At 69.0% G+C, this 13,053-nt stretch carries 14 protein-coding genes; 4 read left to right on the top strand and 10 right to left on the bottom strand.

The features are described 5' to 3' along the window. The first annotated feature begins 41 nt into the window (after positions 1 to 41). Together K307_RS18060 and K307_RS18055 are read left to right on the top strand one after the other, a co-directional pair. Positions 42 to 515 carry a GNAT family N-acetyltransferase gene (locus K307_RS18060; protein WP_230625741.1) on the top strand — a complete coding sequence of 158 codons (474 nt, stop codon included), beginning with the start codon at positions 42 to 44 and terminating at the stop codon, positions 513 to 515. 86 nt (positions 516 to 601) lie between these two features. After that, positions 602 to 1,231 (top strand): DUF938 domain-containing protein, encoded by a 630-nt coding sequence (locus K307_RS18055; protein WP_042880128.1) that lies wholly within the window; start codon positions 602 to 604, stop codon positions 1,229 to 1,231. Between the two features lie 49 nt (positions 1,232 to 1,280). Here K307_RS18055 and K307_RS49545 read toward each other — a convergent pair whose 3' ends face one another. After that, positions 1,281 to 1,841, bottom strand: coding sequence for a hypothetical protein (locus K307_RS49545; protein WP_230625740.1), 561 nt, complete (start codon positions 1,839 to 1,841; stop codon positions 1,281 to 1,283). A gap of 472 nt (positions 1,842 to 2,313) precedes the next feature. After that, positions 2,314 to 3,078 (bottom strand): sulfite exporter TauE/SafE family protein, encoded by a 765-nt coding sequence (locus K307_RS18045; protein ID WP_042880127.1) that lies wholly within the window; start codon positions 3,076 to 3,078, stop codon positions 2,314 to 2,316. A gap of 181 nt (positions 3,079 to 3,259) precedes the next feature. On the opposite strand from K307_RS18045, the gene cysK reads away from it, so the two are divergent. Then, positions 3,260 to 4,177 (top strand): cysteine synthase A, encoded by a 918-nt coding sequence (gene cysK / locus K307_RS18040; protein ID WP_042880125.1) that lies wholly within the window; start codon positions 3,260 to 3,262, stop codon positions 4,175 to 4,177. A gap of 24 nt (positions 4,178 to 4,201) precedes the next feature. On the opposite strand, the gene K307_RS18035 is transcribed toward cysK, so the two are convergent. Together K307_RS18035 and alkB are read right to left on the bottom strand one after the other, a co-directional pair. Next, positions 4,202 to 4,690 carry a GFA family protein gene (locus K307_RS18035; RefSeq protein ID WP_042880123.1) on the bottom strand — a complete coding sequence of 163 codons (489 nt, stop codon included), beginning with the start codon at positions 4,688 to 4,690 and terminating at the stop codon, positions 4,202 to 4,204. Between the two features lie 86 nt (positions 4,691 to 4,776). Continuing rightward, the gene (gene alkB / locus K307_RS18030; protein WP_042882249.1) at positions 4,777 to 5,439 is read right to left on the bottom strand and encodes a DNA oxidative demethylase AlkB; all 663 of its coding nucleotides are present in this window, start codon (positions 5,437 to 5,439) and stop codon (positions 4,777 to 4,779) included. 491 nt (positions 5,440 to 5,930) lie between these two features. On the opposite strand from alkB, the gene K307_RS50380 reads away from it, so the two are divergent. Then, positions 5,931 to 6,065, top strand: a complete 135-nt coding sequence (locus K307_RS50380) for a hypothetical protein (RefSeq protein ID WP_042880120.1) — start codon at positions 5,931 to 5,933, stop codon at positions 6,063 to 6,065. Positions 6,066 to 6,158: 93 nt separating this feature from the next. On the opposite strand, the gene K307_RS18020 is transcribed toward K307_RS50380, so the two are convergent. Genes K307_RS18020 through fliF form a run of 6 tightly spaced genes read right to left on the bottom strand, consistent with a single transcriptional unit; the run spans position 6,159 to position 13,019 of the window. Further along, entirely contained in the window at positions 6,159 to 7,589 is a 1,431-nt protein-coding gene (locus K307_RS18020; RefSeq protein ID WP_042880118.1) for a flagellar hook-length control protein FliK, read from the bottom strand. A 23-nt stretch (positions 7,590 to 7,612) separates the two neighbouring features. Further along, positions 7,613 to 8,065, bottom strand: coding sequence for a flagellar export protein FliJ (fliJ, locus tag K307_RS18015; RefSeq protein WP_042880115.1), 453 nt, complete (start codon positions 8,063 to 8,065; stop codon positions 7,613 to 7,615). After that, a complete protein-coding gene (gene fliI / locus K307_RS18010) occupies positions 8,043 to 9,521 on the bottom strand; it encodes a flagellar protein export ATPase FliI (RefSeq protein WP_042880113.1) in 1,479 nt (492 codons plus the stop codon). Before fliI ends, fliJ begins: the two co-directional genes overlap by 23 nt. Further along, positions 9,514 to 10,320 carry a flagellar assembly protein FliH gene (fliH, locus tag K307_RS18005; RefSeq protein ID WP_042880111.1) on the bottom strand — a complete coding sequence of 269 codons (807 nt, stop codon included), beginning with the start codon at positions 10,318 to 10,320 and terminating at the stop codon, positions 9,514 to 9,516. The genes fliI and fliH overlap by 8 nt, the downstream gene beginning before the upstream one ends. Further along, positions 10,307 to 11,317, bottom strand: a complete 1,011-nt coding sequence (gene fliG, locus K307_RS18000) for a flagellar motor switch protein FliG (protein WP_042880109.1) — start codon at positions 11,315 to 11,317, stop codon at positions 10,307 to 10,309. The genes fliH and fliG overlap by 14 nt, the downstream gene beginning before the upstream one ends. Further along, the gene (fliF, locus tag K307_RS17995) at positions 11,304 to 13,019 is read right to left on the bottom strand and encodes a flagellar basal-body MS-ring/collar protein FliF (protein WP_042880107.1); all 1,716 of its coding nucleotides are present in this window, start codon (positions 13,017 to 13,019) and stop codon (positions 11,304 to 11,306) included. Before fliF ends, fliG begins: the two co-directional genes overlap by 14 nt. Positions 13,020 to 13,053 lie beyond the last annotated feature (34 nt).

Here is a 13,053-nt window from a genome sequence, read left to right as displayed (position 1 = left end):
CCATCAGCCGCCATTGCGATGCTATCCGCTCCGCGCGCCTCGTGTTGTCGCCGTTTCGCGGCGACGATGCGGCCGAAGTGTTCCCCTGCATCACACCCACGCTTGCCCGTTTCATGGAATGGGAGCCGTCACCGTCGCCCGCCGCCTTTGCAGCCGTCTGGCGCGGCTGGCTGCCGGCCATGGAGCGCGGCTCGGACTTCGTCTTCACCATCCGGCGTGCGGATGACGGCCTCTTCATCGGCCTTGCCGGACTGCATCACGCCGACACGCCGGCGCCTGAACCCGGCATCTGGATCCGCGAGGACTGCCACGGCCACGGATATGGCCTGGAGGCCGTGATCGCGATCGTGGAATGGGCCTGGGCCAACCTCACGCTCTCACACCTGGTCTATCCCGTAGCCGAGCAGAACTGGGCCAGCCGCCGGATTGCCGAAGCGCTCGGCGGCGAGGTGGTGGGCAGCTCTTCGTCGCCCAAGTACGAACGCGTGATCTACCGCATCCCGGCACGTCATTGATGCGGTAGCGGCGCGCCGCAGCGGTTGGCGTTTTTGTGGCCCGACTCTGCTACGCTAGTCATTCCCCCGCATTGCCTTCGTCGCCCATGACCGACCAGACCCACGACCCCGATGCCCGCCGCATGGCGCCCGCCACCGAGCGCAACCGCGAGCCTATCCTCGCGGTGCTGCGCAAGGTGCTGCCCGCCAGCGGCACCGTACTGGAAATCGCCAGCGGCACCGGCCAGCACGCGATTCACTTCGCGGCGGCGTTCCCCGGCCTGACCTGGCAGCCGAGCGACCCCGACGCCGCCGCGCGCGCGTCGATCGCCGCGTGGACCGCGCATGCGGGCCTGGCCAACGTGCGCGCGCCGCTGGCGCTGGACGTGTGCCGGCAGCCGTGGGGCATCGACGCCGCCGCCGCGGTGGTCTGCATCAACATGATCCATATCTCGCCATGGGCGGCAGCCGAGGCGCTCTTTGCCGGCGCCGGCAAGCTGCTGGGACCGGGCGGCGTGCTGTACCTGTATGGCCCCTACCGCCGTGGCGGCGCGCATACCGCGCCGAGCAACGCGGCGTTCGACGCGCAGCTGCGCGCCACCGATCCCGACTGGGGCGTGCGCGACATGGAGGACGTGATCGCGCTGGGCGCGGCGCAGGGCATGCGCTGCGACGAGCCGGTGCCGATGCCGGCCAACAACTTCAGCCTGGTGTTCTACGTCAATAGAATCAGATAGGTACCGTATTTCTTGCAGTGGCGGTTCGAGTCCTGCGTGACGTGGGAACTTACCGAGCCGGGCTGCAACTCGCACCAGCGCAAGCATATTCGCGAATCATGCCTCCCATGCAGTTCACGCGATACATGTCGCCGGCTTCACTGCTTGCGACCAGCAGCGCGGCACCGACCGGCATGCACATGTCCCGATTGGCAAGAGCCTCCACACTGCGTGAGTGCGGGCCGGGGCGGGGCGTAGGGAGTACGGGATTCGGCAGGGCTGGTGCTTGAGCGGCAGCGGCTCGCGTTTCCACGCCGCAGCCGCGCTGCACACTTAATGCCTGCAGGTCGTGCATACGCGCCGTGGCGCTCTCTGTGGCCGCGCTGTGTTCCATCACATTGCCGATCCCAAAGTCGCCCAGGAAGGCGAGGACCGACCGGCCGTCGAACTGGCTTTCCCTGTCCACATGCTGTATGAAGCCGTTGACCTTGGCTTGCTCGAGCGCGATCTCGCGGCAGCTCAGAGTCTGTCGTTCGAAATCCGTCACCGTCCCCTGACGCCCATAATGCTTCGTCGCGCAGCCTTGCGCAGCAATCAGACAAATGCCGATCGCCAAAATTGATCTTTTCATGGCTCCCTCCCCGTCGTTGCTCCGCAAAGGGTAGGCCCGTGAACTCTTGCCTTCATATCCGCCAGAAGAATGAGTCCTATGAACCGCCGCCAGACGGAACTCGACGCGGTGGGTCATGCAGGGCCAGCGTGTAACCCTTGTCCACTTCGGGCTGGTGCGTTTGATACGCGCGATGAACTTCCGGACTGGGGACAATTGAGCGGAGGCGATCGAGGCAGACTCCCTCGCCGGCAGCAGCGCGCATCTGATATCTGGAGCAAGGCGTACCCCAATAGTCGTAGCGCAGGCCATACACCAGATGGTTGATGTGATAGGGCAAGCCGGATGACCACCTGCCGTGCAACATACGGCCAGCAAAAGTGATGAATCTACGATACCGCCGCCCGGCCGGTAACGGAGGAAGACCGCGCCAGCAGCGCAGCGCTAGCGCCCTCAGCCCGGTGTTCCGCAAATAAGCCAAGCCGCGCAGGCATCAGCCGCGCACCAGCATCACGATCGCCGTCGCGATCAGGCACACGGCGAACGCGGCGCGCAGGCGCCGCTCCGGCAACCGGTGCGCCAGCGCCACGCCCCACGAGATCGTCAGCATGCCGCCCAGCGACAGCGGGATGCCGCTGGCCCAGTCGACGTGGCCGGCGTACGCATAGGTGGCCAGCGCCACCACTGCCCCCGGCGTCACCAGTGCCAGCGCCAGCCCTTGCGCCGCCGCCTGGCGCAGCCCGAACAGGCCCACCAGCGCCGGCGCGGCCACCACGCCGCCGCCCACGCTGAAGAACCCCGAGAACGCGCCGCCGACCACGCCCACCAGCGGGATCCAGCGCGGCGATACGCGCGCCTGCTGCGCCGTGATGGCGCGCCCCGGCAGCAGGCGCCACAGGAAGTACAGCGCCAGCCCGATCATGAACACGGCAAAGACGCGCCGCAGCAGCTGCGCATCCATCGCGGTGGCGGCACGCGCCGACAGCCAGGTCGCCAGCACCGCCGACAACCCCAGCACCACCGCGGTACGCAAGGCGATGTCCGCGCGCTTGCGGTATTGGCAGAAGCCGATCACCACATTGGGCGCGATCATCACCAGCGCGGTCCCCTGCGCCAGCTGCTGGTCCATGCCGTAGAGCAGCCCCAGCGCGGGAATCGCGATCAGGCCACCGCCGATGCCGAACAGCCCGCCCACCGCGCCCAGCAAACCACCAAGTCCGAAGATCAGCAGGGAAGACAGCAGGAAATGTGCAGACATTGGGGGGGGGACGGCGGTGATGCGAGGGGAAGAGGGGAGAAGCGAACGCGGGGCGAGGACGCGCGGGCGGGCTCAATCATACGCGAGCAGGCCACACGGCGTATTGCACTAGAATCGTCCGATCATTCGAGCCACGCAGTGACACAGCCGTGCCGCCGCACCTCTCACGGAGAAGAAGACGATGAAGGTAGAGAACATCCTGCAGACCATCGGCAATACGCCGCATATCCGTATCAACCGCCTGTTCGGCAACAGCCATGAGGTCTGGATCAAGTCCGAGCGCAGCAATCCGGGCGCTTCGATCAAGGACCGCATCGCGCTGTCGATGGTCGAAGACGCGGAGCGCCGCGGCGTGCTGAAACCGGGCGGGACCATCATCGAGCCGACCTCGGGCAACACCGGCATCGGCCTGGCGATGGTCGCGGCCGTCAAGGGCTACAAGCTGGTGCTGGTGATGCCGGACAGCATGTCGGTGGAGCGCCGCCGCCTGATGCTGGCCTACGGCGCCACCTTCGACCTGACGCCGCGCGAGAAGGGCATGAAGGGCTCGATCGCGCGCGCCGAAGAACTGGTCGCCGCCACGCCGGGCGCATGGATGCCGCAGCAGTTCGAAAACCCGGCCAACGTCGACGTGCACGCGCGCACCACTGCGCAGGAAATCCTGAACGACTTCCCGGAGGGGCTCGATGTGCTGATCACGGGGGTCGGCACCGGCGGCCACCTGACCGGCTGCGCCAGGGTGCTGAAGGACAAGTGGCCACAGCTCAAGGTCTATGGCGTCGAGCCGGTGGCCTCGCCCGTGATCTCCGGCGGCGCGCCGGCGCCGCATCCGATCCAGGGCATCGGTGCGGGCTTTATCCCGAAGAACCTCGATACTTCGCTGCTCGACGGCGTGATCCAGGTCGATGCCGAGCCCGCGCGCGAGATGGCGCGCCGCTGCGCCCGCGAAGAAGGCATCCTGGTCGGCATCTCCTCCGGCGCCACGCTGGCTGCGATCGCGCAGAAGCTGCCCGAGCTGCCGGCCAATGCCCGCGTGCTGGGCTTCAACTACGATACCGGCGAGCGCTACCTGACGGTGGAGGGCTTCCTGCCGGCGTAAGCGCGCGAGCGCCTGGCCCTCGATTCAGCGCGACAGCAATTTGTGCCGCTTGTGCCAGTCGACCAGCGATTCATCGGGCCAGGTCGCGCAATGCACGTGCCCCTTGCCCTTGGGCACATCGACCCACGGCGCCGCGGAATCCAGCCCCGCCTCCATCACCTCCGGCGGGCGCGGCAGCGGCGTGTCGATGGCCGACGCGTGCGGATACACGAGGTCCGGCCAGCGCGGGTCCCACAGCCACAGCGCGCTGCCGCACTTCACGCAGAAATGCCGCTGCGCCGGCGAACGCCGCGCGCGCTTGCCCGGCTCGCGCATCACCGCCTGGTAGACGCCCAGATGCTTGCGGCCGCGCACGCGCAGCGTGGCTGCGTCGCCGCCGAGGTTGATCGCATAGCCGCCACCCCCGGCCGTCTTGCGGCAGATCGAGCAATAGCAATGCATGTACGGGTAGGGGGAATCGGATTCAAGCGAGAAGTGGATGGCGCCGCAATGGCAGGAGCCGTCGAGATGCATGGTGTGGGCCTTTGCGCGGTGGCGGTCTGGACAGTCCCTTGACTGTAGAAAACCGTGCGCAAAGTGCAAAGCGATGGAGACGACCGCTACAACGCCTTGCGAAACGTCAGGTTGATGCGCAGCCGTCCCAGCAGCGGATGGTCGCCATCGGCCAGCGGCGCCACGCCGTGAAACGCCAGCCGCGACGGCCCGCCCCACACCACCACGTCACCATGCGCCAGCCGCACGCGTTGTGGAGGGTCGGCGCGGCGCATGCCGCCGAACAGGAAGATGGCAGGCAGCCCCAGCGAGACCGAGACGATGGGCGCGTTGAAATCGCGCTCGTCGCGGTCCTGGTGCAGCGACAGGCGGGTGCCGGGCTCGTAGCGGTTGATCAGGCAGGCGTCTGGTTCGAAGCCGGCAAAGCCGGCCTGCGCGGCTGCGGTGGTGGCCAGATGGCGGAAGCTTGCCGGCATCGCCGGCCACAGCTGTCCGCTGAGCGGGTCGATCGGGTCATAGCGATAGCCGCCGGCGTCCGTGACCCAGCCCGCGTGGCCGCAGTTGGTCATGGCTACAGACATTTTCAGGCCGCCGGGCGTGATCATGTGGCGCCAGGGGGCGGCGATGGTGATGGCATGCACGTCCGCGAGCAGTGCTTCGGCGTCGGGACGGGCAATGCCGCGCAGGACGACGGCGCCGTCGGCGAGGGGCTCGGAGGGCGGTGTGGCGGGGGTGGCGTCGTCGAGGTTGTCGAAGAGGTCGAAGGTCATGAGGCAGGGGCCGGAGGCGCTGGCAGCGGCAATGCCTTGCATTGTCCTCCTTGCCTGCCCAAGCTGCAGGCATGTCAGCTGACGGTTATTTCCAGCCGCTTGCCCAGAGAACGACATCGCCGTGGCAAGTGCATCGGCAGCCATTTCGCAAGCCGACTCCAGGGTGTAGCCGCAAGTCAGGGCTTCAGGAATATCCGGGAACGAAACGGCAAAGCCGCGTCCGTCAGGGGAAATATCTGCGGGGAAACGCAACATGGCGGGCTCCATAGTGCTCGGACAGGGTTGGGGCGCGGTTATGGTGAACACAAAGGCTTACCGCCGCCACGTTCCCTGCTGCCGAAATCGTCGCCATTTGTGACGCTGGTCTGATTGGTTGGCCGTCCGGCGCAGACGAAGCCCGGCGCTGCGAACAGGGTTATCAGGGTTTATACTTATGTGCCTGAATTGTCGAATTTCGCCGGCTGCGGCCCAGCCGCCCGGTCCCCTGCATCATGAAACGCCTCCTCGCCTACTGCCTCGTCACCTGGCTTGCTGCCGCCGTCCTGATCCTTGGTGGCGATTCGCCGGCCATGATTGCGCTGAGCGGCGTGGTCGCCCTGGGAGGGTTTGACCTGCTGCGTCCCTGATCGATCGGAAACGCCATAAGAAAAGGCCGCCTGCATGGCGGCCTTGTTGCATCTCCTGTACGGCAAAACCATGCGCCGTACCGGGAGGTGTCCTCAGGCGAACGTATCAATCTCCCCACGCCCAAGCGTCCGTGCCGGCCGCACGGGTGCGGTAGCCGGAGCCGCCGCCGGCTCGGCGGCGGCCAACACCCCGGCACCAAAGCCCGCTTGCCCCCGCCCATTCCCCGGCGACTGCTGTTGCTGCCCATTCCCCGCCTGGCTGGCAAAGCCGTCGGACCCCACCGAGGTCTGGCCAAGCTGGATCCCGTTCTCAGACAGCGCGGTGCGCAGATGCGGCAGCGCCGCTTCCACCGCGGCACGCACGGCCTGGTGCGGCGAGACGAACTGCGCCTGCGCCTGGTCGTTGACCACGTTGAGCACCACCTTCAGCGGCCCGAAGTCGGGCGGGTTCAGTTGCAGCTCGGCGCTTTGCTGGCCTTGCGTGCTCAACCGGATCATCTGCTGGCCGAGGGCCTGGGGCCACTGGCTGTCGTACAGCGGCGGGGCGACCACGGGGCGGCTGGCGGCTGCGACCGCGGCGGCGGAAGCCGACGGGGTCTGCTGGCCGGCCAGCGTGGCCGCCAGCGCGGACGTGTTGTCGGCGCTGGCCGTAGTAGCCGTGGTCTCGCCGGTGCGGGTGGCGGCCTGCGCGGCGGCAAACGGTGCCGCGGCGGGCTTTGTGTCCTGCGTGGCGGCGAGCGGATCGGCGCGGTGCTGGCCGATACCGCTGTCCGGGCGCTGGCCGGCAGACTGCCCGCCAGTGTCTTGCTGCGCGGCCAGGCCGGCGCCCGGCACGGCCTGCGGCGCTGCGGCCGGCGTCTTGCCGTCGGTGCCTGCCGGTGCGCTGCCCTGCATCGCCGTGCGCTGCGAGGCGATAGTGGCCAGCGTGTCGGCGACGGACGGCTGGGCGGGCCTGGCTTCGGCGGTGACCACCTGCAGCGTGTCCGGCAGCTTCGTGACGGCAGGCTGCAAGGCGTCGGATTGCGTGTCCGGGGTTGCCGCGGCACTCGGCTGCGCGGCGCCAGCCAGTGCCGCCTGCAGCGCGGCGCTGCTGCCCGCGTCGCCAACACCGCCGACGGCGCCCGCCGCGGCGCCTGCGGTCGACGGAGCCGGCGTGGCCGGCAGCAGTAAAGCCAGTGCGGCGGCAGCGGCTGCGTCGGTGGGCGCTGCGGCGGTGGTGTCGTCTTCGTCCTTGTCCTCGCGCCCGGGCGTGTGGTGTTTGGCGGTCGAGGCCGCCTGCTGGGACTTGCCGGTGTCGGCAGGCGCCGGCTGGGCGGCGGCCGGCTTGCTGTCGCTGGCGGCGGCCTTGTCCTCCGCAGCGTTGTCCTTTGCCGCCGGCGCCGGCGCCGGCGCTTGCGGCTTGCTGGTCTCGCGTGCGCGCGTGAGCGCGTCGCCGAAACCGCCGGCGGCGGTATCTGCCGCGGCGCGTCTGTTCGCATCGGCGGCATTGGCGGCGCTGTTGACAATCTGGCTGATATCGATCATATGGTCTGTAAAGCGGTCCGGGCTTAGCTGAGCCGGCTGGCTGCGGTGCGGGCCAGGCGGGCGGCGTATTCGTCGGTGGCGCGCTGCTCGCGGCGCGCGGCGACCTGTTCTTCCTTGGCTTCGGCGCGCGCGATCAGCGTGTCGAAGGAGTTCAGGCGGCGCTTCTGGTGCTGCCAGTGGTTGCGCCCGGCCAGCAGGTCGGCCTCGGCCTTGGCCAGCGCCGCGGTCTGCTGGCGGATGGCGTGGTCGAGCGAATCCAGAAAGCGCGAGAAATCCTGCCAGCGGCTGGAGGTCATGCCTTCGGCGGCCACCACCTGCATGCGCGCGCGGTATTCCTGCCGGTATTGCGTGAGCTGGTTGAGCTGTTGCTCGGCTTGCGTGCGCAGGCCCTGCAGCCGGCCCAGTTCCCGCGCCGCGACGTCGGTGTCGTTCTGGGCGAGGTCCGCCAGGGTATTAAGCGGTGAATGCTTGACCATGTTCACTCCTGTCGAAGAGGCTGTGCAGGTGGGCAATGGCGTCGCCGTAGCCGGCGCGTTCGTGGATGTCCTGCTGCAGGAAGGCTTCCATGCGCGGGTGCAGGCGGATCGCCAGGTCCAGCTCCGGGTCGTTGCCCGGCACGTAGGCACCCACGCTGATCAGGTCGCGGTTGCGTTGGTAGCGCGACATCAGCTGCTTGAAGCGGCGCACCCAGCCGAACTGCTCGTTCGGGATCAGCGCGGTCATGGCGCGGCTGATCGACGCTTCCACGTCGATGGCCGGGTAATGGCCGGCCTCGGCCAGGCTGCGCGACAGCACAATGTGGCCATCCAGGATGGCACGCGCGGAATCGGCGATCGGATCCTGCTGGTCGTCGCCTTCGGTCAGCACGGTGTAGAACGCGGTGATCGAGCCACCGCCTTCGGGGCCGTTGCCGGTGCGCTCGACCAGCGTCGGCAGCTTGGCAAAGACCGAGGGCGGATAGCCCTTGGTCGCCGGCGGCTCGCCGATGGCCAGCGCGATCTCGCGCTGCGCCATGGCGTAGCGCGTGAGCGAATCCATGATCAGCAGCACATGCTGGCCCTGGTCGCGGAAATACTCGGCCAGGCGCGTGGCGTAGGCAGCGCCCTGCATGCGCAGCAGCGGCGAGGTATCCGCCGGCGCGGCCACCACCACCGAACGCGCGCGGCCCTCGGGGCCGAGGATGTTCTCGATGAATTCCTTCACTTCGCGGCCGCGCTCGCCGATCAGGCCGACCACGATCACGTCGGCGCTGGTGTAGCGCGCCATCATGCCCAGCAGCACGCTCTTGCCCACGCCGGAGCCCGCAAACAGCCCCATGCGCTGGCCGCGCCCTACCGTCAGCATGCCGTTGATGGCACGCACGCCGGTATCGAGCACGGTCTCGATCGGGGCACGCATCAGCGGGTTGATCTGTTCGCCGGCCAGCGGCACTTCCATCGCCGCGGTGATCGGGCCGAGGCCGTCGAGCGGGCGGCCCGCCGCATCGAGCACGCGGCCCAACAGCCCCTTGCCGACCGGCAGGCGCTTGGAGCCCGGTTCGCGCGGCGTGGCAGCGCCGGCCGGTTGCGGCGACGGTTCCAGCGGATAGACGCGCGCGCCCGGCAGCAAACCGACCACATCGGATTGCGGCATCAGGTAGAGACGATCCGCGCCAAAGCCGACCACTTCCGCTTCCGCGGTACGCGGGGCGTTGCTGTCAGTAGTGAATTGCCCTGCAGGCAGTTCGATCAGGCAGTCGCTGCCCACTGGCATGCGCAGGCCCACGGCTTCGAGCACCAGGCCCGCGGCGCGGGTCAGGCGGCCGCAGCTGCGCTTGCTGTCGAGCCCGGCGATGCCGGCGGATGCCGTGTTCAGGGCGCCGATCCAGCGTTGCGTATGCGGGATGGCGGCGCTATCCGGCGCGGCGGTGTCGTGCGCGGCGGCGTCAGGCATGCGGCGGCTCCCACGGGTCGTCGCGGCCCAGCGCCTTGACCACGCGCGTCCAGCGCGTCGGCAGCGTGGCGTCGCGCTCGCCGCTGGCGGCGCTGGCGATGCAGCCGCCACGCGCCACCGTCGGATCGGCGCGCACGGTCCAGCCGGCGGCTTGCAGTTCGCCGCGCAGGTGGGTGTCCACCAGCGCCACGTCGTCGGGATTGAGCAGCAGGCTGGGCGAGCCGCACAGCGCCGGCTCGCTGGTCAGCAGCTCGCGCACCGCCGGCAGCAGCAGGTCAGGGTTCTCCGCCACGGCGCTGCGCACCAGCTGGCGCGCCACGTCCAGCGCCAGCGACACCAGCGCGCGCGAGACCTGCTCGTCCACGCCGTTGAGCGCGCCGCGGAAGTTCGCGGCCAGCGCCTGCAGCTGCGCCGCCTCGTTGCGGGCGGCTTCCAGCCCGCGGGCATAGCCCTCGCGGTGGCCGTCGCCATACCCTTGCGTCTGGCCCTGCGTGTAGCCCTGGGCATAGCCTTCCTTGCGCGCGCCTTCGCGCATCGCATCGAGGGCCTCGAAGTCGATCGGCGGCGGTGCGGGCTCGGCCGGTACCAGCGGCATCAGCTCGGGCGGCTCGGCCTCGCGCGGATCGAGCGAGCCCATCTGCCAGCGCTGCCAGCCGGCCGCGCCACCACGCGCGTGGCGCGGGGGCTCGAACGGCGCAAAGCCGCCGGGATCGGCGGCACCGGCCCCGCCGGCCCCGCCGGCAAGGGCATCGCCGCGCAGCGCGCGGCGTGCGGCCAGGCCGCGCTCAGACATAGGCATCGTCGCCTCCGCCGATCTGCACTTCGCCCGCATCCGCCAGGCGTCTTACCACCTGCAGGATGGCCTTCTGCTCGGCCTCGACCTGCGACACGCGCACCGGACCCAGCGCTTCCAGGTCCTCGCGCAGCATCTCGCCGGCACGGGTCGACATATTGCGGATGAACTTGTCGCGCAGCTCCTGCGGCGCGCCCTTGAGCGCAACGATCAGCGACTCGGTGGCGATTTCCTTGAGCACGCGCTGGATGCCGCGGTCGTCGACTTCCAGCAGGTTCTCGAACAGGAACATCTCATCGATGATCTTCTGCGCCAGGTCGCCGTCGTGCAGGCGCACGCCGTCGATCACGGCTTCTTCGTGCGCGGTGCTCATCAGGTTGATGATCTCGGCCGCGGTGCGCACGCCGCCCATGCGGCTGCGCTTCAGGCTCTGGCCTGCCAGCAGCTTGGTCAGCACGTCGGTCAGTTCCTGCAGCGCGCCTGGCTGCACGCCGCCGAAGGTGGCGATACGCAGGATCACGTCGTTGCGCAGGCGGTCGGTGAACAGCGCCAGCACCTCGGACGACTTCTGGCGGTCCAGGTGGATCAGGATGGTGGCGATGATCTGCGGGTGTTCGTCGCGGATCAGCTCGGCGATCGCGGTCGAGTCCATCCAGTTCAGCGAATCGATGCCGCCGCCCGGATCGCGCGATTCCAGGATGTCTTCGATCACCGACTGCGCACGTTCCTCGCCCAGCGCCTTGTTCAGCACGCTGCGGATAAAGGCGCTGGAATCGACGTTCAGCGCCAGGTACTGCTCGGTCTCCGAGCGGAACTCGCCCAGCACCTCGGCCATTTCCTCGCGGGTGACCGAGCTGAGCGTGGCCATGGCCGAGCCCAGCTCCTGCACCTCGCGTTGCGACAGGTGCTTGAACACCTCGGCCGCGGCGTCCTCGCCGATCGCCATCATCAGGATGGCGCTCTTCTGCAGGCCCGATTCGGAGATGGCTTTAGCGGTTGTCATTGGAAATCCAGTTCTTGATCACGCTGGCGACCAGGCGCGGGTCGCGCTGCGCGGCGTCGCGCACCAGCGCGAGGTCGCTTTCGTACTTGGCGGCGAGTCGCAGGACTTCCGGATTGGCCGGCTCTTCCGGCGGCAGCAGCACCGCCTCGGTTTCGTCCCTGGCTTCCGGTGCCGGCAGCGGCGGCGCGGTGTAGCGGCGCAGGATCGGGCGCGCCACCTTGAACCACGCGAACAGCGCCAGCAGTGCCAGCAGCACGTAGCCCGCGCCGGTCTTGGCCAGGTCGATCATTTCAGGTTGCTTCCACAGCGGCACTTCCGGCGTGACCTCGCGGTCCACGGTGAACGGGCTGTTGACCACGTTGATGGAGTCGCCGCGGTCCCCCGAGAACCCCATCGCTTCCTTCGTCAGGTCCTGAATCTGCGCCAGCAGTGCCGGCGGCAGCGGCTGGGACACGAGCTTGCCCTTGGCGTCGGCCGCCTGGCGGTAGTTCACCACTACCGCCACCGACAGGCGGCGCACGCCGCCCGGTGCCTGCTGCACGTGGCGCACGCTGCGGTCCAGCTCGTAGTTGACGGTGGAGTCGCGGCGGTTGCTGCTCGGGCCGCTCGATGCGGTCGCGGTCGCACCTTGCGCGGCCTGGCCTTGCCCTGGCTGGCCCAGCTGGCCGGCGGCCGGCGCGCCCGCCTGTCCGGGCGCCTGGCCCGCACGTGGCGTCTGCGGCGTGGTCACCGGCGCGACGGCGGCAGCGGGCGGCTGGTTCGACAGCGCGCCGGGCACGCCACCCGGCGGCGTGGCGCCCTGCTGGGTCGACTCGCTGGTCTGCTGGCTGCGGATCGCCGTGCGGGTCGGGTCCTGGTTGGGCTTGTAGCTTTCGTCGGTGTGCTCGACGATGGAGAAGTCCACGTCGGCGGTCACCTGCGCGCGCACATTGTCCTTGCCGACGATCGGCGTCAGGATCGCTTCGATGCGCTTCAGGTAGTTCTGTTCCAGCGCGTTGACGTACTTGAGCTGGGTGGCGTCGAGCATGCGCTCGTTGCCGGTATTCGACAGCAGGTTGCCGTGCTGGTCGACGATCGAGATCGACTTGGGCGTGAGTTCCGGCACGCTCGACGACACCAGGTGGCTGATCGCCGCGACCTGGCCTTCATCGATGGCGCGGCCCGGGTGCAGCTGCAGCACGATCGACGCGGTCGGCTTCTGGCGCTCGCGCACGAACAGCGTCGGCTTGGGGATGGCCAGGTGCACGCGGGCAGACTGCACCGCGGCGATGGATTCGATCGAGCGCGCCAGCTCGCCTTCGAGCCCGCGCTGGTAGTTGACCTGTTCGGCAAACTGGCTGATGCCGAACTTCTGGTTGTCCATCAGCTCCATGCCAGCCGTGCCGCTCTTGGGCAGGCCCTGCGACGCCAGCCGCAGGCGCGTCTCGTGCACTTTCTCGGCCGGCACCATCACCGCCCCGCCGCCTTCGGCGAACTTGTACGGCACGTTCATCTGCTGCAGCGACTGCAGCACCGCGCCGCCGTCGCGCTCGGACAGGTTGCTGTACAGCACCTTGTAGTCCGGGCTGCGCGACCACAGCACGCCCACGGCGATGGCCGCGGCCAGCGCGGCGCCGCCCAGCATCAGGGGCAGCTTCGGGTTGGCCTTCAGGCGCTCGATCACCTCGGCCGAGCGCCCGGGCAGCGCCACTGCCGCGGTCATGCGCGTGCTCCGGTGCCGCGATGGTCGCCACGGC

Source organism: Cupriavidus necator A5-1 (assembly GCF_000744095.1).
Classification (GTDB): Bacteria; Pseudomonadota; Gammaproteobacteria; order Burkholderiales; family Burkholderiaceae; genus Cupriavidus; species Cupriavidus necator_A.
The sequence above is the reverse complement of the archived record's forward strand: the minus strand, read 5'-3'. Positions and strand labels throughout refer to the sequence as shown.